The organism is Bacillus sp. FSL P2-0069, assembly GCF_038593315.1.
GTDB classification, from domain to species: domain Bacteria; phylum Bacillota; class Bacilli; order Bacillales; family Bacillaceae; genus Bacillus; species Bacillus safensis.
In genome coordinates, this window is record NZ_CP151984.1 from 2714515 (window position 1) to 2737351 (window position 22837).

The window sequence follows — 22837 nt, forward strand, 5'->3', positions numbered from 1 at the left end:
AATTTCATTTTTGAGGATTTTATTTTCTTTCTTGAGTTTTGAAACCTCTACGACGGTTAGTAACAAAGTTGCAACTATAAGTAAAATCAAAATATATTCAAACATAATCATATGTCCATGTAGTAGTCATCAAAGCCAAACGTTCCAGGAATGCCGATGACCGGCACCAAAGCGGCTCTGAATTTCCATCTATGTTTTTTATAATATGCCTTTGAAAGCTGTTTACGTTTGTACAGTTGTTTTGCAATATAGCGACCTGCACCGTAACCGGTACCAATAACCGCAGCTATGCCTGTGATTATACTCATCACTACAACAAACGCATTATGTACTGTGGCTTTATCTTCTTTGTCGAAAAGACTGTCGATTTTGAAGATGTCATTGTCAGTTAGACCAAGATCTAACGCGCCTTGATATAATTCAGCATCGTTTTTTGTAAATGATTCAGACGGTGTTTTTTGTTCATATTGTGGCTGATTAGCTTTTGCATCTGCAAACTCTCCAAGCGTACAGGAGATACCCAACGCAGCTACAATGGATAATGAAACTCTTGTTATCCATTTTTTATTCAAATCAAACCCTCCCCTTTTTAATCCCATCAAGCATAACTTAAAATATACAGTAATTTCCATAGTTACAAATGACCGAATGTCAAATGGTGTATTAGTAGTAAAGTATGTAATTTAAGACAAATAAAAAAGCCCCAATCCACTAAGGAAAGGGGTTTAATATTTTCATGCACTTCACATTGCATAATTCTTATTTATTAATCTGTTTGACGTATTGAGTTTGAATTGCATTTGTTTATCTCTCTTCAATTTGAAGAAGAATTTTAACATAAGTATTTTCGTAACCATCTACTGTCATCTCATCTAACATATATTCTTCATATGCATTCTTACCGATCTTTAATCCCTTATTTTCAACGAATTCCATTATTCTACGGTACGCATCTTCAATTTCACCACCAATCTCATAACCTACAGCATACATACCTTTTGGGCGTATAAAATAATTTATTTTCTCTGAATAACCCTTTATTTTCATATAGAAATGGCTGTAATTATAAAAGTCTTGTCCTAGAATTTGATCTTGCGAAAGGATACCTCCTATCGGATATCCTTCATCTAGCTCATAGTGTTGAGCAAGATGGATGAGCTCTGAAATTGCTGCCACGTATTTTCGTTCAGATAAATTTAATGTTTTTCTACTTAACATAAATTCTTCTTCGGGTAAAAATTTTAAAGAAATCGATGAAAAATCAGTTTCAAGTGCCTGTTCAATTAATTGCATTTTAGTTTTTAGAATTTTTTGCAACTGATTAAATTTATGAATTTTCTTTTCAATATCAATAGACTTTTCTTTAAGAACTTCCAATATCTTTACTGGTGTTCTTTGCTTTATTAATCGTTTTATTTCTTTTAATGGAACACCAAGTTCTTTGAATAGACTAATGACTTGAAAAATTTCAAATTGATGATATGAATAATATCTGTAACCGTTTTCCCTTTTAATTTCTGGTGAGAATAAGCCTATCTCATCATAATGAAAAAGAGTTTGCTTTTTTATGCCGCAAAGCTTTGAAAACTCTCCTGTTGTGAAATACTTCTTTAAATCTTTATTCAAAAATAACATCCTCCTTGACTATATGGTAACAGTATACTTTATGATTTATGTACTTGGATAAGAAAATTTTAAGAGTCGCTAGTCGATACTAAACACAACAACATTGGAGGAATATGTAATGAATATAGAAATAAAGCCGGTAACTGATCATAATCGTGCGGCAGTATTGGATTTAAAAGTAAGTGGACAACAAAAATCTTATGTCGAGTCATCAAAAGTTTGTTTAGAAGATGCTGTAAAATGTGAATATTATCAACCAGCAGCACTTTACTATCAAGGTGATCTAATCGGTTTTGCGATGTATGGTTTATTTCCAGGGGATTCAAAAACAAACGAAGATGGGAGAGTTTGGCTTGATCGGTTCTTTATTGATGAACGTTTTCAAGGAAGAGGTTTGGGTAAGAAAATGCTTGATGCCCTGATTCGACACCTTACTATAATTTATAAATGCAATAAAATTTACTTAAGTATATATGAAGAAAATAAACCTGCTAAAAATCTATATTTAAAATTCGGATTTCAATTTAATGGTGAACTGGACTTTAACGGCGAGAAAGTAATGGTAAAAAAGATATAAAACTTTTTGGAAATGAGCAGGCATAACCGCCTGCCCTTTTTATTTTAATAACTTTTCGAGCTTCGCTTTAGTCTTTGGACCATAGATGCCATCGGCAGCAAGTCCATGCATCAATTGGAACCGTTTGACCGCATCCGCTGTTTTCGGTCCGTAATAGCCATCAACACCGTTGTTTTTCGCTCCTTTGTCCGGGTAGTAGTAAACCGCCGCTAGGGCTTGCTGTACGGCTTTTACTGCTGATCCCTTTGTAAGAGGCTTTGTCACTTTTAAAATGCCAGAAGGCAGGTTGTATGTCTTTTTAGAAGGCTTGGAAGCTGGTTTTTTGGATGGTGCTGGTGATGCCTTCGTTGGTTTTGTAATTGTTTGCTTTACTGTACCAGCTAAAACTGCCTTATAATCAAAGACAGGACACGCTTTCCAAGAATAGCCCGGAAACTCATTATGACCTCTTGTTCTTTTGTAGTTCGGCATATCTTTCTTCAATGCCGTTACTAAAGCTCGGAAACTCGTTTCCTGTGCTCACCGCTTGGCATAACAGACATTCCAAGGTGAGAAGCCGCGGAAAAATGCTGCTTGCTCAGGCACTGTGATGAATTCATTATTGCTGGTTGTATCACTTCGCTTCCTTTTGATCTCATGCCGCTATTCTCTTTTTCATTTTGTAACTCTTGTGTACCACTAGACTCAAAAAAAATATCCCTTGGATCTTTATTTAAAACACTTGCAATTCTCAGCATAGTGAAACCAGATGGCTCTTGTCCATGAAGCTCAATTTTTGTAATGTTTGCGCGAGACATTTCAGTTCTTCTTGCTAATTCAGATATTGACATTCCAACACCTTTTCTGATCTCACGTAATCTGTTAGTGAAAACCATATGTTACACCTCCTTGAACAAATAGTAACACAAGGTTTACAGTAGTGTCAATCATGTTTTACACATTTTCTGTTTTAAAGAATTTAAATATAATGTAAACTACGTATTACAGGTGATGCTAATGTCCAAACTTGGAGAATATTTGATAAAAGCAAGAGGAAAACTGTCTCAAAGAGAAGCTGCCAAACGAATTGGCATAAGTCATACCTACCTTGGAAAAATTGAAAACGGAAAAGACCCAAGAACAGGTAAAGACATCAAACCAACTCCCGAAACACTCAAATTAATTTCTAAAGCATATCAATGTGATTACGAAGAATTAATGATCAAAGCTGGTTACATCGATGAGAATGAGACAAGTAATTCTGAAGGTCCTAAACTTACTGAGCATCAAAGAAAGATTTATGAGTGGGCAAAATCCCATGACGGATTATTCTTTGATAGCAAACCAGAAGATGTAGAAGAATTAATTGAAGAATTTGAAGTGGTCTACGAGTTGTTTAAAAAGAGAAAAGAGAGAGAGAAAAAACAGAATAAATGATTTCTTTAGGGGGCAATTATGGGGAAGAAAACATTATTTGTAATTTGCCTATTATTATTCGTTCTCATAGCTGGATGTAACTCAACTAAGACGACGGATGAACCTTCGGCAAACTCACAAGAAAAAGTTTCTGAGAAAAGGCAAAAAGAAACTAATGAAGAACAGACAAATGACAGTTATAAAGATGATGAAACAGGAGAATTATTTAATTACTTAAAAAGCCAAGAAAAAATTGAATCACAGAAAATGGGCCCGCTCAATATAAATTTTGAACATGTCAACATAATGAAGTTGTCAAATATTCCTGATGATCGCCTAAGTGACTATCAAAGTTTAACGGATATTGAATTATCAAATCCTTTTCATTTTATTGATATAAAATTTTCTGTAGAGAATACTGATAAAGAAACTATGAATTTTTCTGGTATTAGTCATTTAATTTTAGACAATAAAGAACAAATTAAGGTCAGTAGTAATAACCTTTATACTGACATTGAACAATATGATATGAAACTTTTTGGTAATGCGAAAAGAGATTATCAAATCGCTGTACCCATAGAATCTGATGTTTCTAAAATAAAAAGCGTTAGAATTGTTATGAGTGCACCATTTGACGAAAATTTGAATAGCGTTTCCAAACCAAAAGAATTAACAGTTAATTTAAAATAAATGCTCGATAAGAGTATTTATTTTTACCCAAAAACAGAACACCAGTTCCTAAAACTAACTTGAAGGAGCTTATTAAATTGAAATATAACTATACTCATTTAGAAGATAACGTTAATAGACTATATGCAGAAATGAAAATCTTAAATCCTTCTGAACAATCTATTGATACTATTTCTGAAAAATTAGGGATTGAAGTTTGTTATAAAGAAATTTCATCAAGAGCCATAATTACACAGGATAGCCAAATTATTATCTTAGATAAGAGATTGAATAAAAGCATTAGATGGGAAAAGTTTTGTCATGAAGTTGGCCACATTCTTTTTCATAAAGGAAATCAACTGATGATGCCCGATTCATTTAGGTTATATCAAGAATGGAAGTCGAATAATTTTATGTACCATTTTGCAGTACCAACTTTTATGTTGAGATCAGTAAATATACCTGTAGACCCTGACCTAGCAATTCAATTTTTAACTAAAACTTTTAAAGTTACTCCATCATTTGCGAAGCATCGATTAAACCTTTACAATCAAAAAGTTTTTTCTCAGACAAGGAGCGTTTTATATGGCTAGCATTGAAAAAAGAGGCAGTAATTCTTTTAGATTAGTTGTTGAAATTGGATATGATGCTAATGGCAAAAGGTTAAGAAAATATAAAACTATTCGTATAGAAGATCATAAACTGTTAAAAACAAAAAGAAAATTACAGGACTACCTCTCAGATCAACTCTATCAGTTCAAGATGGAAGTGAATTCTGGAGAATATATCGAACCAGAAAAACTAACCTTCGAATCCTTCATCTATAAGTGGAAAGAAAAAAAGCTCTACCAAAAGAGTGGAAAACCTTATTCTTTGACAACATCGGATGTTTATTGGAGTCTCTTAAAAAATCACATTCTCCCCGTTTTTGGACATATGAGAATAGAACGAATAAAGAGTTTACATATCGTAGACTTTTTAGATGATTTATCAAAGGATGGTGCAAGAAAAGATGGTAAGCCAGGAGGATTAGGAGAAAGATCAATATTAGATATTTTTAAATTACTACAGGTGGTTTTTAAAACCGCAGCTGAAGAATGGAAGATTATCAAGATTGATCCAATGAAGGGATTGCCCTTGCCGATCAACGAGAAGAAGGAAATGAACTATTTTGAAGCTGATGAAGCTGCTCAATGTATCAAGGTTCTATATGAAGAAGTTGATATCAAATGGAGACTTTATTTCTTAGCAGCGATGATAGGAGGATTGAGACGCGGTGAAGGTCTTGCACTCGAATGGCATTTAGATGTAGATTGGGATGCTGGTGGATTTAAAATTAATCGTTCACTTTCAAAGACAGTTGATGGCAAACCACATGTGAAAGAACCTAAGTCCAAAAGTTCAAAACGATTTGTGCAGATGCCAGATTGGTATATGAATGAATTGTCTCTTTATTATCATATGTGGAAAAGAGAAAAGGAAAAGCTAAAGGATGCCTGGGAGGGTGGGGATCACCAATACATTTTTCATAGTGGGTTTGGAAAGCCCTATTATTACACAACACCAACTACCCAATGGAAACGAATCACACAAAAATATAAAATAAAAAATATCCGTTTACATGATTTGCGTCACACTATGGTTGCTTTATTGATGGAAGCTGGTGAAAGCATAAGTGCTATTCAAAGACGTGCTGGACATGCTAGCGCCAGAACAACATCTGATATATATGGCCATGTAACAGATGAAATGAAAAAGAGTGCAGCGAATCACTTTAACAAGTTTGATCCTAAACATCTGAGAAACACAAAAACAGAGATAGGAAATTTCCGTCCCCAAGTCGTCCCCAAGGTTAAAAATAATGCATAATACAAATTTGAGAGATTTTTCATCAAAAATAAAAAAATAGCCTTCCCCCTTGTATTCTAAGGGGGAATTAAATATAATAATATTTGTTGAAACATCCCGGGGCATTAGCTCAGCTGGGAGAGCGCTACGCTGGCAGCGTAGAGGTCAGCGGTTCGATCCCGCTATGCTCCATACGAAAAACCATTCTTGTAAAATCAAGGATGGTTTTTTTATGTACATATCTCTTACAGTTCTGTTTGTTCTTTGTTTTTTCTTAATAACTTTATGATGCGGTATGTGATCACAGAAAGATAAGTTAGGATGAGAATGATTGTATAGGACACAGGGAAGTCGCTCGTCATTCCGTGATAAATGAAATAGATGAGCAGCACTGACAGCATGATGATCTGGAACAGTTCTTTTTTCATAATAGTGATTTGGCCGATTATATCACAAATGAAGTCAATTTTAGTTAGCTATCAGCAAGGAAGCATTTCCTCACTTGCTGATAGCTCTTTTTATCAAATCATTACTTCTTCAGCAGTTGTTCGATTTTGTTCTTCGTCTTCGGTCCATAAATTCCGTCTGCAGCTAAGCCGTTCATGAGCTGAAACCGCTTGACCGCATTCGCCGTTTTTGGCCCATAATAGCCGTCAATCCCGTTATTTTTTGCCCCTTTGTCTGGGTAAAAAAAGAGAGAAGATAAGGCTTTTTGCACAGCTGTGACTTGAGGGCCTTTTGTTAAGGGCTTGGTTACTTTTAAAATGCCAGATGGCAGATTTGACGATTTCTTTTTGGAAATGGGTGCTTTATGGTTCAAGCTTTCTGTCTGAACTGGTTTTCTTGTGCTTTTGCTGCCGGTATACGCTGTGGCTATTCCAGCTTTAAACTGATCCCATCGTCCGAGAAGTTTCCTTGGACACTCTTTCCCGCTCCAATGTTTATGAGGCACTACATTTGATAAAGGAATTCCGAAATCTTCCACCAGCTTTCGAATGAGCCATTGAGCATTTTCGACTGCTTGTTCAAAGCTGCCGTCTGCATTTTCACAAATTTCAATACCAATTGATTTCATATTGCCGGTGCCTCTGCCATCCCCTGCGTGCCAGCCGTTTTCGTTTAACGGTAAATGCTGATAAATCACCTGATCATCAACGGTGTAATGCCAGCTCACCCCGGTACTTGAACGTGCAACAAACGCTGCATGACTGGCCGAATTAGCGCCTTTTGCACTGTTAGACGTATTATGCACTGTAATATAGAGCGGCTTCATCGTGTTTCCTGGTCTGTTGCGATGTTGTTTTGGAATCAATGCTTGAATGATTTTTACCATGTCGTTTCTCCTTCAAGTATTATTTTGTTAGCCCTCTTTGTTTCAGAGCATCTTTTTGTAATTGGCCTTTGTAGGTCACATAATTGTTTTTAAACCAAGCTATTACCGCTGTGACCATAGTGAAAATTGTAGAACCTGCCACATATAGTGCCTCACCTGCGGTTTGTACTTGCTCCTCACTAATCGGCAGCACCGTCTGTCCAAACATGACAAGCGTTTGATTGATCAGAGCAATAAAAAGAAGCACTGTGCGAATCACAGTGCCTTTGTCGAATGTTTTCATGATATTTACCTCCTATTTTAAATTCCGTTCAATTTTGTCAAGCTTGTCGATCACGACATCATACTTCTCACTAAACTTTGCTAACACATCATTTTGCGCCTCGATTTGCTCATTGAGCTTGTTTTCTCGTTCCTTTGTGGTGTTGAGAACATAGAACAGAATCCAGCAAAAGAGAACGGCAAATGGGCCTTGGGTCATTAAGTTTTGAACAACATCTACTTCCATTGGAATCACCTTCTTTCCGACAAAAAAATAAAGCCATTAGGCTTCGTATTTGTCTCCTGTTATGTCTTGATAGTCGTCTGCTGAGATCCAGCCGATGCTTACATAAAATGCAATGTCCTCTGGGCCGTAACATTGCCAGTCCCAAAATTGTTTGATATCTGCTACAGTTGGAAACATCATTTTGATTCAGCTCCTTTAAAGATAGCAAATAGCTGCGTTAATTGTTTTGATAATAAAGCATTTTGTTTCTTTAATAGTTCTATATCATTTGGCGGGCGAGGGGCTGGTTTTAGGCTATCTATATACTCCTGTGTCGCAGATTCATACCATTGTTGTTTTTCCACATCAAAAGCTGCTTTATAAAAAGAAGGATTATTGGGTGGAGCAATTGTTGTGCATTGATCTGGAATGATATAATTTCCTTCATCATCCCTCTCAAACACTACTATAGGTCTGACCAATTCATTTTGATGAGTGTACTCATAAACTTGTATCATACTATCACTTCCTTAATTTAATGGGACGACTGTGTCTAAATAGTAGCCAGTTACTGCACTTTCATTCGCTGCCAGTAAACCAGTTAGCTTTAGTTCTCCTGTCTTATATATAAGTAATTTACTATGACCCGTTGTACCTGATACGGGAACTGACACCACAAGACCTTTCTCTGGTAAACCTTCGGCTGGAATCCGTCCACAGATGATTTCTCTATTTGCTTTTAGATGACCTCTCAGCAACAACAAATTTCCCCATTTCACATATTCAACGGGTCTATCCCCTATAGATGAACTTTTGTCTAAGGTAACACTAAGCCACGTGACATGTTCAAACTCAGCATTTGTCACTAGCTGTTTCCAGCCCCTGAAGATTCCATCAGTATGAGTAGTTCCGTACCAATGGCTGTTATCATAGCTTCGACTCACATGAAAAGTTTTGCGGTTATTTCCCGTTTCTAAAATATCTACATTAAACCAAGAAGCATCGGTCGTTGATGGCATATTTACTGCATTCGTTCCAGAGACATAATAAAAACCAGAAGGCAGAGTGAGTATATCTGTACCAGTAGGAATAAGCATTCTATTTCCATTCGCTTTCAATAATGGGTGCTCGTTCAACCTCTTCCAGCCGCTCCATTCTTGCTGAGTACCGGTAACATCTGTCGTCGATCGATTGATGTATACATCGCCTGTATTATTCGCCCCAATGATCCAACCATAAGTATTTTCACTAAAGACTGATAAGGCCCTCATAGAACTTTTTGTAGGCAGATCGGGGTGTGCTTCATGAATATACCAAGAATGCACGCCAGGTAATTTGATAAGTTTATCTAAAATACTAGGATCGTTTGCATTAATTCTTTCATAAGCTTTTCCATCGTCAGCAGTGATTTTAGATAGTTGTCCTGCGTCCCATTTGTTTTTTTCATTTTGTGTCGGCAATTGGAGCCAGTTAATTCCGACGTCATTCACATGATAGGAAAAACAAAATGCATTGCCTGATGTGTCAATCGCGATTCCTACGCCAATATTATTTTGACCTACAAGCTGAAAGCCTCTTAATGCAGCATTACCTATAGCAGGAGAATCGACTACTCCAGAACCTCCCGGAGCATAGAACGAGCAGGCACCTAACGATTTAATCCCGTTATAAATACTGCCGCCAGCAGGGATATTCTCCAACTGGGACCCGTTATCATTTGTCATTTTATATAACCGAGATTGATCCCATTTCTGCTTTTCTGTTACAGATGCATGAGATGTTGCATCATTTTTGTGTTGATTGATTTGATCCAAAAGTCCAACATCATTTTCAAGAATAACCTTGATCATGTCATTAAACGGATCTGCATGGGCTTTGTCACTGACTTTAAAAGAACGAGATGTCTTTATCTCCATGAACATTCTCCTTTTATATTTCAGCTCTAAATATTGGTTTTATTAGTTTCACCTTGTGCTGAACTTAAAACCAAATGTAATAAACTCAGTGGGATTGGCGTTATTTGAAGATGATTGTACACATACATTACCCTCTTTATCTATTAAGGTACGATGGAATTGTGGTACTCCTGGCGTCCCTATACTAGAAGCGACTCCTACAAAATGCATTGCCTGTTTCGGCCGATATTCTTCAGGCAAATTAAACACTGCATTATTTCCTAATGTCCCACCTTTTACAGCTCCTACTATCTCAACTTCACCTAGGAGATTCTTGCGATATTTTACTGGTAAATTAATAGGGTCATATTCCTTCCAATTGCTTTTAATCTCTTTAGGTGTTTCCCAAGATCCTTCTAATAGATCTGATAGCGTGATTTGCTTCTCCCATGGTGTCCATGATTCTGCATTGTGTTTAAGAACTCTAAAGTATGTGTTCTTCCCATAAACAGATTCGTATGCTATTTGCACTAATGTACTGCCATAACTCATGACCAATAAAAACACTCGATTAAAGGATGATGGACCGTTTATACCTTGGTTATAAATGAGGTACATTCCTGTCTGAGTGAGGGTGTTATAGTCTGTTTCGCTAGCAAATCCATGATAAATGGGCTTTCCATTATCTTGTGTGATTTTTACTAATTGACCGTTATCCCATCTGTTCCTATCACTTTCTGTAGGCAGCTTTGTCCATGTAATCGACGTATGTCCGGCATCATAATAGAAAAAATAAGCATTACCTGACATATCAATTGCAAAGCCAGAGCCAATATTGTCTTGGCCTACTGTCTGCAGCCCTCTTATTGATACATTCGGTAAGGCAGGTGAATCCTCCACACCAGCAGCTGCATAAAATGTACATGTTCCTTTGTCTTTTATCGCATCAAATATACTTCCCCCGGCTGACACATTGATAAGCTGTCTTCCACTATCAGCCGTGATCTTATAACTCTGGGATTCATTCCATTTTTTCTTTTCTGTTTCAGATGCGTGTACTCCGCCATCATTTGTATGTTTTAAGAGATGCTCTAATAATCCAGTATCATTTTCAAGTAGTACTCTGACCATGTCATTAAACAGATCTGCATGCGCTTTATCATTCACGTTAAAAAGTTTTGGTTCTTTTATTTCCATTCGGTTTTCACTCCCTTGCCTTGAAATTTGGTTCAATCTCTTGCAGCTGCTCTAAAGTGAGTATCCTTTGCTCGTATCCTGCATTTAGATCTTCCATCGAACAATCATCTAGTTCAACTGCTTGTTTGACCAACTCAGGTGTTATCCATTGGAAATATAATGCCATTACCCAATAATTCATGTTGTACTCTCTCCTTTAATGAAAAGGATGTCATTTTTTAGCGCTTTTAGTTCGTTTGATAGAAGATCACATTGATGTTCAAGCTGTTTTCTCATCAGCTTTTCTTTTGCTACTTCTTGTGCTAGATAATCTAGCGGGAGCGGTGGTTGATACCTTGGATTGGCTTGTGATTCCTCCCACCATTTTTTCAACTCTTTCTCTGTTGGTTTGGGCACATCAAGATACCATTCATCTATATACGAACCAGCGCCGTCATTTCTTAGTTCAAAATCCTTTTGCGGATCCGCATCGGGATATTTATATTTAATGGCTTCATATAAAATCATCAAAACCCTCCTATACTCGCGGGAAATTTCGGCCGCCTACTTCTGTAATGTCAAAATAGTTGTACCAGCCTGAGTTATCTGATATATAACGACTAACGTCTCCATCATATCCTGCGTACATGTAAATTTCTAAATAATCCCCTTTATTAGCCGGTACATTGGCAGAACCATAAAGTCCCATACTAAAACTCAACGTATCAGAGGGGCTTGTCGGACTTTGTCTTTGATGTGAAATATTTTTATATCTTTTTCCATTTAAATAGATCGATAATTCAAAGTTTGCATACCGTTGAAAGCTTTCAATATACACACCAGCATTCACTGAATACATTCCGTTTTCAGGGCAGATGAAGCGATTATTTTTAATATCAAAATTGTTATGACTGTCTTTTATCTTTCGATTAAAAAGGACTTTTTGATACTCTCCCTTGGTTAATAACTGCTTCCCAGTTGTACCTATATTGGCATGACAGAACCCAGAGAGTTTATGCCAGTCGGTCCAACCCGATCCTGTCCACCAATGACGGCACCACGTCCCTGTGCTATCAAAATAGCTGCCTGCTTCGTTTCCAGTCCCATAGTAATATTGAACAAATCGAAAGTTGCTATATTTTTCATTTTTCACAAAGCCGAATCTTGTAGGATATCCCGTATCATTGGCTTGACCAATATCCATGAATGTAATACCTATTGGATATTCCTCGCCGCTGACTGTTGCATCTTGAATGGCTTGATCCCCTGTTAGTTTGAAGAAGCTTTCATTTGTGATCCCTGCAATTTGTTTACTCAGCGCATTGTCATTCTCTACAAGTGTGTCGACCATCTGGTTAAACAAGTTGGCATGGGCTTTGTCAGTGGTTTCAAACGGTAAAGGTGATTTTATCTCCACTTCTTTTCCCTCCATTAATAAATATCATCAATCTCAAAAACAAATTCGATGTCGCCGTCTTTTTGTTTGTCTGTCATGGTGCGAATGGCGGTGAATTTGCCGTCTTCGTCGACAAGTGCTAGTTCGTTGATCACTTCTCCTGCCAGTTCTCCTTCGGCGATCGTGCAGGTGTAGCGGATTTTTGCTGGTTCCATGAAGGTAAACGAATCAATATTTTTTTGGACTAGTTCTTTTTTGAGTTTTTGTTCAGTGCCGTCTAGTGAGATCGGTTTTCCATCCTTCGTTCCCCCATTTCCAAATGCCATTTTGACGACTTTTGTGAGTTTTGTTCCTTCGGCTCTTGCCTTTGCCATTTGTTGACGTGCATACAGTGTTGTTACGGTTAATTGATCAGCCATTGTGATCCTCCTTATAAATCTATTTTTTTAGAAGTTGCTGCTAGCATTTTTGATCCGTCCAGCGGAACAGATCCATCGAGAATCCAGTAATGATCTTTGATCAGTAAGCTTCCACCCTGCTCAGTTTGGACATGTACTGGCAGACGGAACGTCATCTTCTTCTTGGTTTGATGCTGGAGCTGATTTTTTGTGCGTAAAGTCAATGCCGCTCCTTGCTTCGTTTCATGTACCGCTCCAGTCATGATATAGTTCATGCGATATGCTGTTTCTGACTGATGTTGAAGCCGCATTCTCATGTTTAATGAATGCCGAAAACGAGCAGGCACATCCGTTGTACCTCGTGTTCCGCTGAGATAAAACGTACCATTTAAGACAAATTCACCATTGAGTAAAATCGGGATATGATCGAAAAAACCCACTCTGCTGCGCAGTGTGAGCCTCCCGTGATGATCATTTTTTTCATGTACGTCGGTATGATGAAAAGCTGTGAACGTATAAGCCAAGTGTGCGGGCTTTAACGTTTCAAGTATTTCTACAATATATCTCGTGTTTTGCAGATCATCTAGGTTCACACGTAAAGCGAAGTGATAGCGATTGGTTGTGAGACGGATGACAGCACTTGGATTCTTGAGAAAGCGATTCACTGATTTCTCTAATGAAAGATACGTGATTGGGGGAATATTTGACATCATATTGAGTAAGCGTGCCCTGCGCAGTTCAATTGAATCATCTGATTCCCGCTGCACCTTCAGCATTCTTTCCCATCTATTCAATCCCCATGTCGCTGTTAAAGGAAAGAACTGATCCGTTAAGTCGAAAATAGATTCGTCCAATTGCTCAAATTCCGGTGCCTCTGTCTTGAGCAGGTGATCCACTTCATAAATTTCTGTAAAATATGGCGGCAAATAGTTTTTCATTTCATCCTGTTTGCTCAATAACCTTCACCTGCCTAAGACGCGGAATCTCAATGTCCTGTAATACTAAGTTTTTCGACTCGCCATTCAATAACACATCTGCATAATCTGACACACTTTCTGAATGGTACAGAATATCATTTAAGCCGGACATTCGAATGGTACTCTTTTCGAATGCGATGGATTTCAACAGCGTCTTGACCTTTTCTTCTATTTCTTTCTGAGCTCCTTCAAGGGTCCAGTCCATTTGAAGTTCGACAGCCACTTCTATGTCGATATCCAGCCATTTGGCGCTTTCAACGGTTGCTTTCGAGCCTATAGGCGCTTGTCCTTCTCCTTCACCTGGCACTGGGTCGATATATTCCTGTACCCTTTTGACAAGAAGGTCTGATGCAACATCTAGATTGCCATCTGTGATGACAATTTTGACTGTCCCTTCTCCGTTCCAAAGCGGGAACACTTTCGCTCTGCCAACACCGGGCACTTCCTCAGCCCATTTTTTATAATGCGCCCTGTTGGCACTGACAGCCTCCCGCCTCGCACGTATTAAATATCGATCATATAAAGAAGCGTCATCTTCCTCCTCTTGACCTGGTATCACCAGTTCTTTCATCTTAATCGATTCAAGTCCTGGAATTGTATCAAGTGACAGCAGCTGCTGATCTGTTAATTGAACATTGCCGGCTTTACCAGGTGTCTCGCATTCTAGCGTACCATCCTTCGAATACTGGAAATAAACGTCTTCAATAAAAAAACGTGAGCCAGCTGGAATGTTGATATTGTTTGGCTGAATGACCGCTGACCAAACCGCTTTAGTGGCTGGTTTTCTTTCGATCCCTACTTCAGCAGCCCGCCGATCTAGAAACTCTCCTTGTGCTGTGTCTGCAAAGACCAGCTCAAACACTTGATCAAGCCAAATATAGGACTGGGCCAATTCAGCGGCAGCAGGTGCCAAGGCATTCCAAATGACGCTGTTTTCTCTTTTATCTATATCATCTGGCAGTCTATCCAGCATTCTTTCCATTAATGCTTCGTACGTCTGTTCCTCAAACATCGCCCTCCATCACCTCCTCTATTTCTAATGTGCCCTCATCTGTGACAATCGCTAGTTTGACATGAAACGAGGCATTTTGTTTTGTGACCTCTAACTCTTCAATATGGTCAATCCGCTCGTCAACGAGCAGTGCTTCCTCTAGCAGCCTTGGAATTTCCATTTCTTTGTATTCATCCGTGGCTTCTGTATCCGTCAACAGCTCCTGAATTTCAGTACCAATGTCGTGGCTGTAGATAGGATGTGCATACCGCTCTGTCCTAAGTGTCATATAAACGAATTGCCGAATTGCCTCGATGCCTGAAATGGTTTCGCCTGTCAGCCTGCCAGTTTCAAAATCTATTCGATACGTCGTCGAGGTTTCGACTTCTTCATCTTCTTCTGTTTCCTCGATTTCTTCCTCTGGTGAAAGTGCCACGTTCATCACCTCCCTTACAATTTGTCGATGATGTAAAAGGACTGGCCTCCTGCCATTGCAAGCACCATAATACTGTCTCCCCTTTTCAGCTCATCATCCTCACCCTTATTTAAGCGCTTCGGCCAAATCAGTAATTCTTCTGGAATGATCAGCTTATGATTTTCATTTAATCGGATGCTCAGAGGGGAAACTGCCGTGACTTCTCCGATGACAAGATCAATTGGAGATTCTGCGTCTACTGCATTCACTGCCAATCGTTTAATCGCTTCACTTAATCTCACGCTTGATCACCCTTTGGCATGGAATTTTTCTCAACAACATCAATGGTCATGGTGTGTTTCACCCCACTGAATTCATGTTTGTCTTGATCGATCCAGTAAGTTTTTTTCACGTTGATTTCAGGAATTTTCAAATAGATTGGGAGACCGCTTTGCAGCTCTGGAATTCCTAACGCTTGTATGCTTTTGACTTCTTGTTTGACGCCTTTTTTCTCTGCCAGCCGTACTTTGGCTCTTTTTTGCAGCTGCGGCTGGTTGATTTGCCCTGTGACTGTCTCAACATGCTGTAAAATACCGTATTTATTCTGACCGGCTTTATCCTGTTCAATCACCACAATCTCGGATTTACTGCCTTTTTTCTTATTCTTCCCCTGTTCATCAGCAGACGTACGCATCTTGACTCGAGTGGCTGTCTCTTCAATCGAGGTGCTGTATTGATAACTGATGAGATTGACGCCTGATTCAATGACCCAGACGTCCTCTGGATCAGGCCAGGCTCTCAGCCCCATCTTGCCTTTAGCAGAAAAGATTTGATAGTTTCTTCCTGTTTGCCGCTTCGTTTCTTTCAATGCTTTCAATATCATGTCATACAGGCTCGTGTCATTTTTAAAGACTAGTGATTTTATGACATGTCCTGTATTGGAGATAGAAGTCATTGGAATTTGAAAGTCGGCTCCAATCCGCCTTAAGATTTGATCTGCTCTTTGATTTGAAAAAACATAGACATCTTGGTTTTTCACCAAATATTGGAGCATATCGTATGCAGTAAACGTCAGCTTTCCTTCAACCGGCGTCCGCGAAAAAACAATGCCTCTAAACAGCTCTTTTCCTTTCCATTTAAAAAGAACCGTGTCCCCTTCCGAGACACGGTAATATGTTTGACTGCCTTGTTTTGTGATAATATTTGCCTGAATTGAGCGAGGGGCTTGATACCTTTGCCCCTGAAGTGTCACACTCTCTGTGACAAGCTCATACATGGTGCCGCTTCTGATGGCAAAAAGCTCGATCAATGCCAGCCCCCCTATTGTGGTATTTTCAACCTTTGTCCAGGGAAAATCCAATGCCCCGGCTGCTTAATATTGCGTCTGCTACGTTTAATCATCGCTAATTTATTGGCATTCCAAATACGCCGCCATTTTGTACTGTCGCCATAAAACCTGCCAGAAATGGCCCATAGCGTATCCCCTTTTTTGACGGTGTACATTTTTGGTGGTGTTTTTGAAGGTCGTTTCTTTTTCGTTTGTTTTGCTTTTTTCTTACGTTTTATTTTCCTAGGAGATGCAGTTTTGTATTCCTTTAACTCGATCGTAAATTCACGATCTCCAATATCATATGACCCTTCCTTGTGGGTGAAGCTTTCAATGCTGCACGTCATATTGATTTTTGTTCCAGTTACAATCAACCGCACGGATTTCTTTGAACGCATCATTCGTTCAATTTTCGCGATCGCATTCTCTGGTGATGGAATGCTTTTATATTCAGCAATCGGCGAATATTTCTTAGGAAATAATGAGGTGAATGATACTTGTTTCGCCGATGGTACGTCAATAAAGGTCAGTTCTCCAAAAGAGGCGACCTTTACTGTTTCATTTTGTACGTTGTTAGTGATTTCGAGTTCGGAGGGAAGGACAGGGAATCGCAACTTGTCCTTTCCTTGGGAAATCCACAATTGATACACTGATTTACCCATCAATTACGACCCCCTTCGTTCCTGTATGAAGCTCTACTTCTAGTTCATCTACAAGCATTTGTTTAATTTTTTCGACTAGCGATTGCTGATCTTGTCCATTATGGAAATGCTGATCTCCATTGAATTGAATCGTAATCTGTTTATTACCTGGCGATGTTGTACTGCCAGTAGACTGAGCTGAGGTAACTTGCTGCATCTGTGCTTTCGGTAAAGGAGCAGATGCATTTGATGGATCATATACTTGCATCCCAAGTGCCTTGGCTGCCTGCGTCAATAAATACCTTCCGCGAATGCCTCTTTCCTCTGGAATGATCCATTCGCGTTTATTTCCTTCACCGACTCTAGCCACCTGCTCTTGAGTAATCAATCCGCCATTTGCATAGCCTTTATAAGGTCCGCCTCTTCTCATACTTCGTAATCCCGGTGTGTTGAAGACTGTTCCATATCTTCCCTTAATGTAGTTAATGGCTGCTACGGCATTATGAATTGGGTTCCAAATGTCATTCATGCCCTTGCCTTTATTGGCGTTAAACGTCGTTCCAATGGTTTGCATTAAGCCTTTAGAAGGGGTTCCCTTTTTGGCGTTGGAATCCCATAAGTTGATTGCTCTCGGATTTCCATTTGATTCATGTTGCGCGATAGTCATCAGACCTGGAAGCCAGTTCATAGATGTGCCAGTTGCCATGAGAGCTGCCATGAGCCATTGCTGAACACTAAGACCTGAAGCTCCCATACCGCTGAAGGCACCGATTAATGAACCAGCCTGATTTTCAGCAAATTTTTTCACATCAACTGAGTCGAGCCCTTTGACGACACCGATCGATGCAAATTTCCCAAGACTCATCATGACGCGTGAAGGGGAATGAATGTCTAATTCCTCTCTAAACGCCTGCTCTACTTTCTTCGCCATTTCTTTGGCTGCTTGCGTGACTTCGCTTCCTTTGGAACGCATGCCGCTGTTAAAGGCGTCAATCATTCCAGAACCCCAGCCTGGTGATTCTTGTTTTGCTTGCAGGAATGGTTGTTTGATGTTTTGATCTACGTATTGGCTCGTGCCAATTGATGTGGCATTTTGGCCTGCTGCAAAATCACTAACCGTTCCAGAACCCCAAGTGGGTGATGCTGTCATCACTTGTTGGTAGGGTGCTTTTACACGACTTTGCAAGAAGCTATCTGTTCCAGTTGGTGTCATCTGCTGACCGTTTGCAAAGGCAGAAACCGTTTGCTGACCATACTTTCCTGAGTCTGATGTCAATTGACCAAAAGGCTGCTGAATATTCTTTTGTTTCCATTGATCAAGAGAGATGACTTTACGATTTAATCCTTGTTCAAAATCGTTATTAAATTGCTCGCCAATGCTAGAGGCTTGAATGTCCCCAGTCATCGAGACCGATCCATCTATTGAACCGACAGAAGATGATGAAGCTACTGCTGTAGGAGCTGGAGAGCTTGACACTGAGTTTCCTGCCGCTCCGCTTGGTACAACAGACATTCCAAGTTGAGAAGCTGCCTGTGCCAACAGCATTTTTCCGCGTCCTCGGTTATTTTGAGTTGGAATAACAAATTCGTTACCAGCTTCACCGACCCATGATAAGGTTGGCTGGGTGATATAACCGCCTGTGGCTTTTTTACCAGGTTTAAAATCTTTTTTCCCGTTTTCTCGACCTTTTTCAAATTTCACAATATGCCTACCAACGAATTTTGCGCCTTCACTTTTGATTAAATCCCATGAATCTCCTAAAATATTTTTACCCCAAGATTGAACATTACTCCACTTTCTTGACCACCAGTCTTTATTAAATAGAGTTGAAGAAATAGTTGCTTTTGCAGTTGACCAAATTGTTTTTGATTGTTCCCATTTACTTTTTGACCAACTTTTTACGTTATCCCACTTTTCCCCCCACCAATCTTTGTTAAAGACCGTTTCACGAATTTTCCCTTTAATTGAATTCCATATGTCGACTGCGCCATCCCATTTTTCTCTGGTCCATTTTTTTACATTATCCCACTTCTCTCCCCACCAATCTCCGTTAAAAACAGTCTCACTAAGTTTCCCCTTAATAGAATCCCATATTTCGACTGCACCATCCCATTTTTCTTTGGTCCATTCCTTTACATTATCCCACTTCTCTTCCCACCAATCTCCGTTGAAAACGGTCTCACTAAGTTTCCCCTTAATAGAATCCCATATTTCGACTGCACTATCCCACTTTTCTTGAGTCCAGTCTTTGATAGCATCCCATTTTTCACTCCACCATTCGCCATTAAAGACAGTAGATTCTAAAACTCCTGTAACGTATCCAGCTTGTTCTGCCCACCATTCTGAATTGAACAGTGTATTCGATGCTGTAGTTTTTATATCTTCCCATTTCTCACTTAAGTTTCCTAAAGACGTTTCTGCAGAAGTTTTAACACTCCCCCACTTTTCACTCCACCATTCGCCATTAAATAAAGTGTTTGAAATATTCTCTTTAAGTTTTGAAGTATCAAATATCTCCCCTAATTTTGATCCACCATAAGTGCCAGCCATGCTTCCAGCAACACCACCGATTGCAGCTCCTACAAATGGTATTGGAATTAGAGCCTGACCAATTGCAGCTCCACTAACTCCTCCTGCAAGACCTCCAGAGAAACCACCTACTTTTTCCCCAACGTTTTCTTTGGTTGTTCCTATTAAATCTGTTGCACTTAATAAGTTCCCTAATACAGGCACTCTTTTTAATAACTTACTACTTCCTCTACCTATATTTTTTAATGAATCGCCTAAACTACTTAACCCGCCGCTACCTTTCATCAGTCCAGCAAGTCCCGCAACGGAGGCTACTATGCCTGTAGTTTTCTTCAATCCACTAGGGATTTTTTCAAAAATCTTACCTGCATTTGTTTTCAGTTTTCCTAGTCTACCTGGAGGTCTTCTATTTCTTTCAGCTCTAGAAGTGGCGGTAGGATTTGTGGGCTGCCTTTGAGCACGGCCATTTCTATTTCTAGTTCTATTAGAACCACGCCTGCTTAAACCTCGAGCACAACAAGGGCAACAGCTATTACGAAACAAACCTTTTCCTTTTTGTTTATTTGGCTGCGTATTAGGAGTTGGATTTGTTGATGCTTCAGTCGTTGGACTTTGAGCTGAAGAGTTACTGTTGTTCTCGCTTGATGGATTTTTCGGGCCAAGGATCAAATCTAAGCCTTTGTTAAACCATTTATCTAAATACTCCTCAGGATTGATTTTAATCTTCTCACTAATTCGTCCGATCACTTCTTGTTTGTATGCGTCGATTTTCGTTTCAATCCAAGGGAGTGCATTATTATCCCAAAAGTTTCTAGGACTCAATTTTTCCTTCAATTTATCTGAAACGTCACCTGCATATTTTTCAATTTCTTTTAGGGCCTTATTTCTCAAATTACCCAACCAGCTCTGTTTGTTTTCATTCGTTTTTGTAGCAGCTGTTGCATTAGGTTGCCTTTTTACTTTCTTTTCTTTCACAACAGACTCTGCCTGATCTCGTTTTTTCAGCTTACTTTTTGCATTGTCTTGAACAGACACTCTGATTTCGTGTTTGGACATCGTCAAGCTTTTGAGTGTCTTTTTGATTCGTTGAATTGCAGCGGTGGCTTGGTCAACCATGTTTAATTTCATATAGTACGTTCTGTTGATGAGCTGAAGAATTGATTTTTTGATCGATGACATTTTCGCTGACAATTGATCGTTTAGTTTAAACGTCAGCATAATGGGACTTGTCCCCATTTGTTTCAAACGATCTATGCTGGATTTAATGACATCCAGCCCCTTCGCTTGAATGGATATGACGAAATGATTCGGGATCGTATTTAACTGATTGTTCAATGCTTTTAGATCACGATAGATTCCTTGATCCAGCCTCATAGAAAATACTGACATTTTCCGTAGAGATAAAGTGAAGTTTCTTAACTTCTTTTCATCCATTTCCAGACTTATTTTTACTGGTTTTCTAAATGGTTTGAGCTGCTTCTCAAACGTTTGAAATCGTTTTTGAATGCGTAATAACTTCTTCGACACCCGGTCTTCTAATTCAAATCGCGCTGTAAGTTTCGCCATTTATTTACCTCCTTTCTTTGCTTCTTTTTCTAGCATGTCTAGCTTGTAGCTGATGAGTCCGAAAAGGAATGCTTTGAACGGTCTTGGTGATTCGTATAATTCTAGGAGTTCAGATGGGGAGTAGTGAAGTTCGTGCATCGCGTAATATAAAAACACCGCTTCTTTATCCCCATCTTTTATTAGTTTTTTGCTGCTTCTTCTAAATCTTCAATTTCATCTTCGAATCCGTTGATTTCGATCGCTTTGTTTAACCAGTTCGCATATTCACCGCCGACTGACAGAACACGTTTTGCTACTTCAACTGGATCTTGTGTGCTGTAGGCTTCTCTTAATTCCTTTGAGCGGAAATCTGGATAAATCGTCGATTCAATCGCAATACGTGCGTAGAAGCGCTGGCTGTCTAAGTCTTTCACACGTCCTCTGCCTTTGACATTTTTGAAGGTTGTGTTTTCTTTTTCCAATTCATCAATACGTTCAGTTGTAATGGCTTTAAAGACAAAAGGAATGACATTCCCTTTTTTATCAACAAAACGCTTAGAAATCGGTACTTTGACTTCTTCCGCTTCTACTGTTTGTCCCGGCATAAAAAATGAAAGATCAAATGTTTGTTTTTCACTCATGTTTAAAAACTCCCTTTGTTATGTTTTTTTGAATGCAAAAAAGCACATCCATTTTTTGAATGTGCTTTCCAATCTTTTCATGTATAATTTAAATTGTACAATTGAACGGCTTGCTCAAGGGCGTCTGGCTCATCCCCGATAGGAAGGGGGTGATGCATATGTCAACATTTGAAGCGATTTCCCTTATGCTTTTATTCGGGATGTTTATCTTTACTTTGTTGACGTATATAGACAAAAAATAGACTCCCCTTGAGCTGTGGAAGGTTAAAGGGAAGTCTACCTAAAGAACCTATTCGAAAAGCCAGCCCCTTGAAGGGCCTCATTGTACATTGCCGGGATGTTAGAGCATCCTGGCTTCTTTTTATTTTATGCAAATCGCTTTGCATGTAAACATATTTTAATGAATCGAATACAAGACGTCACCAGAAGAAATGAAGACGGCTTCAAGACGGTTGTATTACAACTGCATTATAGCATATTCAGTTATTATTTTGCTAATTAATTAGCTAATTTCCTCCACTTTTCTTAGAATGTATTCTTCAGCTTTTCAGGCAGATCAAAGTCCTCGAATGTGAAAGGAACTTCTTCTTCAAGCGCCTCTGAATCAACATCCAATCCAGCGATTTTAGCAGAATCAAAGTTGACATCAAATAATGTCACACGCTCAGTGCCACGGCCTGATGATTTATCGTCAATGACAGCTTGAAGAGTGAAATATGGATCTTCTCCTTTTTTCACATAATTGAGCATTAATTGAACGAAACGGGACGTAACTTTATAGAATGTTGCCGTTCCTGTTCCGTTTGCTCCAGTTGTTTTATGTCCAGTCATTCGGCGGCCCATGACGTTGACTTCTGATTTGTTTTTCTCCACGTTTGCTTCGAAGGTTTTAATAAATGCAAGCTCCTCACCTTCTAAGAAAAGACGACCTTCTTTACCTGAAATTGTATTTTGCGCTTTAAAAGCCATC

The 22837-nt window shown here is 39.0% G+C and carries 29 protein-coding genes, 1 tRNA gene and 1 pseudogene; 6 read left to right on the forward strand and 25 right to left on the reverse strand.

Features of this window, described 5'->3' with window-relative positions:
* Nucleotides 1–107: 107 nt before the first annotated feature.
* Together NSQ34_RS13965 and NSQ34_RS13970 are read right to left on the reverse strand one after the other, a co-directional pair.
* Entirely contained in the window at nucleotides 108–572 is a 465-nt protein-coding gene (locus NSQ34_RS13965) for a hypothetical protein (RefSeq protein WP_176967270.1), read from the reverse strand.
* Between the two features lie 232 nt (nucleotides 573–804).
* The gene (locus NSQ34_RS13970) at nucleotides 805–1626 is read right to left on the reverse strand and encodes a GyrI-like domain-containing protein (RefSeq protein ID WP_176967269.1); all 822 of its coding nucleotides are present in this window, start codon (nucleotides 1624–1626) and stop codon (nucleotides 805–807) included.
* 118 nt (nucleotides 1627–1744) lie between these two features.
* Here NSQ34_RS13970 and NSQ34_RS13975 point away from each other — a divergent pair, with 118 nt between their 5' ends.
* Nucleotides 1745–2203 carry a GNAT family N-acetyltransferase gene (locus tag NSQ34_RS13975; RefSeq protein ID WP_176967268.1) on the forward strand — a complete coding sequence of 153 codons (459 nt, stop codon included), beginning with the start codon at nucleotides 1745–1747 and terminating at the stop codon, nucleotides 2201–2203.
* Between the two features lie 39 nt (nucleotides 2204–2242).
* Here the strand turns inward: NSQ34_RS13975 and NSQ34_RS13980 are convergent.
* Both NSQ34_RS13980 and NSQ34_RS13985 read right to left on the reverse strand, forming a co-directional pair.
* Nucleotides 2243–2506: pseudogene (locus NSQ34_RS13980) on the reverse strand (peptidoglycan-binding domain-containing protein); the annotation flags it as partial.
* 188 nt (nucleotides 2507–2694) lie between these two features.
* Entirely contained in the window at nucleotides 2695–3078 is a 384-nt protein-coding gene (locus NSQ34_RS13985; RefSeq protein ID WP_242025999.1) for a helix-turn-helix transcriptional regulator, read from the reverse strand.
* Nucleotides 3079–3199: 121 nt separating this feature from the next.
* Between NSQ34_RS13985 and NSQ34_RS13990 the strand changes: the two genes are divergently transcribed.
* The 5 genes from NSQ34_RS13990 (at nucleotide 3200) to NSQ34_RS14010 (ending at nucleotide 6307) form a co-directional block, all read left to right on the forward strand.
* The gene (locus NSQ34_RS13990) at nucleotides 3200–3619 is read left to right on the forward strand and encodes a helix-turn-helix domain-containing protein (protein WP_034282441.1); all 420 of its coding nucleotides are present in this window, start codon (nucleotides 3200–3202) and stop codon (nucleotides 3617–3619) included.
* A gap of 18 nt (nucleotides 3620–3637) precedes the next feature.
* On the forward strand, nucleotides 3638–4288 hold the full coding sequence (locus NSQ34_RS13995) for a hypothetical protein (protein WP_034282442.1): 651 nt from the start codon (nucleotides 3638–3640) through the stop codon (nucleotides 4286–4288).
* A gap of 77 nt (nucleotides 4289–4365) precedes the next feature.
* Complete coding sequence (locus NSQ34_RS14000) at nucleotides 4366–4860, forward strand: ImmA/IrrE family metallo-endopeptidase (protein WP_034282444.1); 495 nt, start codon at nucleotides 4366–4368, stop codon at nucleotides 4858–4860.
* Entirely contained in the window at nucleotides 4853–6136 is a 1284-nt protein-coding gene (locus tag NSQ34_RS14005; protein WP_034282446.1) for a site-specific integrase, read from the forward strand. Before NSQ34_RS14000 ends, NSQ34_RS14005 begins: the two co-directional genes overlap by 8 nt.
* A 98-nt stretch (nucleotides 6137–6234) precedes the next feature.
* A tRNA-Ala gene (locus tag NSQ34_RS14010) sits at nucleotides 6235–6307 on the forward strand.
* A gap of 337 nt (nucleotides 6308–6644) precedes the next feature.
* On the opposite strand, the gene NSQ34_RS14015 is transcribed toward NSQ34_RS14010, so the two are convergent.
* From NSQ34_RS14015 to NSQ34_RS14115, 21 genes are all read right to left on the reverse strand, one after another.
* Nucleotides 6645–7448: an N-acetylmuramoyl-L-alanine amidase gene (locus tag NSQ34_RS14015; RefSeq protein ID WP_176967267.1), complete on the reverse strand. Its 804-nt coding sequence runs from the start codon at nucleotides 7446–7448 to the stop codon at nucleotides 6645–6647.
* Nucleotides 7449–7467: 19 nt separating this feature from the next.
* Nucleotides 7468–7731, reverse strand: coding sequence for a phage holin (locus tag NSQ34_RS14020; protein ID WP_019743388.1), 264 nt, complete (start codon nucleotides 7729–7731; stop codon nucleotides 7468–7470).
* Between the two features lie 12 nt (nucleotides 7732–7743).
* Entirely contained in the window at nucleotides 7744–7956 is a 213-nt protein-coding gene (locus tag NSQ34_RS14025) for a BhlA/UviB family holin-like peptide (protein ID WP_017367922.1), read from the reverse strand.
* A gap of 36 nt (nucleotides 7957–7992) precedes the next feature.
* Nucleotides 7993–8136 carry an XkdX family protein gene (locus tag NSQ34_RS14030; RefSeq protein WP_034624530.1) on the reverse strand — a complete coding sequence of 48 codons (144 nt, stop codon included), beginning with the start codon at nucleotides 8134–8136 and terminating at the stop codon, nucleotides 7993–7995.
* A complete protein-coding gene (locus NSQ34_RS14035) occupies nucleotides 8133–8453 on the reverse strand; it encodes a hypothetical protein (RefSeq protein WP_176967266.1) in 321 nt (106 codons plus the stop codon). The genes NSQ34_RS14030 and NSQ34_RS14035 overlap by 4 nt, the downstream gene beginning before the upstream one ends.
* Nucleotides 8454–8465: 12 nt before the next feature.
* Nucleotides 8466–9851 (reverse strand): hypothetical protein, encoded by a 1386-nt coding sequence (locus NSQ34_RS14040; protein WP_176967265.1) that lies wholly within the window; start codon nucleotides 9849–9851, stop codon nucleotides 8466–8468.
* Nucleotides 9852–9899: 48 nt separating this feature from the next.
* Nucleotides 9900–11027 carry a pyocin knob domain-containing protein gene (locus NSQ34_RS14045; protein WP_176967264.1) on the reverse strand — a complete coding sequence of 376 codons (1128 nt, stop codon included), beginning with the start codon at nucleotides 11025–11027 and terminating at the stop codon, nucleotides 9900–9902.
* A gap of 7 nt (nucleotides 11028–11034) precedes the next feature.
* A complete protein-coding gene (locus NSQ34_RS14050; protein ID WP_176967263.1) occupies nucleotides 11035–11208 on the reverse strand; it encodes an XkdX family protein in 174 nt (57 codons plus the stop codon).
* A complete protein-coding gene (locus NSQ34_RS14055) occupies nucleotides 11205–11534 on the reverse strand; it encodes an XkdW family protein (RefSeq protein WP_041115877.1) in 330 nt (109 codons plus the stop codon). Before NSQ34_RS14055 ends, NSQ34_RS14050 begins: the two co-directional genes overlap by 4 nt.
* Nucleotides 11535–11544: 10 nt before the next feature.
* Complete coding sequence (locus NSQ34_RS14060) at nucleotides 11545–12423, reverse strand: hypothetical protein (protein WP_046313417.1); 879 nt, start codon at nucleotides 12421–12423, stop codon at nucleotides 11545–11547.
* A gap of 14 nt (nucleotides 12424–12437) precedes the next feature.
* Nucleotides 12438–12821, reverse strand: a complete 384-nt coding sequence (locus NSQ34_RS14065; RefSeq protein WP_024423249.1) for a phage tail protein — start codon at nucleotides 12819–12821, stop codon at nucleotides 12438–12440.
* Nucleotides 12822–12832: 11 nt separating this feature from the next.
* A complete protein-coding gene (locus tag NSQ34_RS14070; protein ID WP_176967262.1) occupies nucleotides 12833–13756 on the reverse strand; it encodes a YmfQ family protein in 924 nt (307 codons plus the stop codon).
* On the reverse strand, nucleotides 13740–14789 hold the full coding sequence (locus NSQ34_RS14075) for a baseplate J/gp47 family protein (protein ID WP_176967261.1): 1050 nt from the start codon (nucleotides 14787–14789) through the stop codon (nucleotides 13740–13742). Before NSQ34_RS14075 ends, NSQ34_RS14070 begins: the two co-directional genes overlap by 17 nt.
* Nucleotides 14782–15204: a DUF2634 domain-containing protein gene (locus tag NSQ34_RS14080; RefSeq protein WP_176967260.1), complete on the reverse strand. Its 423-nt coding sequence runs from the start codon at nucleotides 15202–15204 to the stop codon at nucleotides 14782–14784. Before NSQ34_RS14080 ends, NSQ34_RS14075 begins: the two co-directional genes overlap by 8 nt.
* Before the next feature lie 14 nt (nucleotides 15205–15218).
* On the reverse strand, nucleotides 15219–15485 hold the full coding sequence (locus NSQ34_RS14085; RefSeq protein WP_024423253.1) for a DUF2577 family protein: 267 nt from the start codon (nucleotides 15483–15485) through the stop codon (nucleotides 15219–15221).
* Nucleotides 15482–16492, reverse strand: coding sequence for a phage portal protein (locus NSQ34_RS14090; protein WP_101676420.1), 1011 nt, complete (start codon nucleotides 16490–16492; stop codon nucleotides 15482–15484). Before NSQ34_RS14090 ends, NSQ34_RS14085 begins: the two co-directional genes overlap by 4 nt.
* A gap of 11 nt (nucleotides 16493–16503) precedes the next feature.
* Entirely contained in the window at nucleotides 16504–17172 is a 669-nt protein-coding gene (locus NSQ34_RS14095) for a LysM peptidoglycan-binding domain-containing protein (RefSeq protein WP_034282467.1), read from the reverse strand.
* Nucleotides 17165–21247: a transglycosylase SLT domain-containing protein gene (locus tag NSQ34_RS14100; RefSeq protein ID WP_342500953.1), complete on the reverse strand. Its 4083-nt coding sequence runs from the start codon at nucleotides 21245–21247 to the stop codon at nucleotides 17165–17167. The genes NSQ34_RS14095 and NSQ34_RS14100 overlap by 8 nt, the downstream gene beginning before the upstream one ends.
* Nucleotides 21248–21385, reverse strand: a complete 138-nt coding sequence (locus tag NSQ34_RS14105) for a hypothetical protein (RefSeq protein WP_095357030.1) — start codon at nucleotides 21383–21385, stop codon at nucleotides 21248–21250. It abuts the gene before it with no gap.
* A 41-nt stretch (nucleotides 21386–21426) separates the two neighbouring features.
* On the reverse strand, nucleotides 21427–21867 hold the full coding sequence (locus NSQ34_RS14110; protein WP_012011040.1) for a phage portal protein: 441 nt from the start codon (nucleotides 21865–21867) through the stop codon (nucleotides 21427–21429).
* Nucleotides 21868–22392: 525 nt separating this feature from the next.
* Nucleotides 22393–22836, reverse strand: coding sequence for a phage tail tube protein (locus NSQ34_RS14115; protein ID WP_024423257.1), 444 nt, complete (start codon nucleotides 22834–22836; stop codon nucleotides 22393–22395).
* Nucleotide 22837: the final 1 nt, after the last annotated feature.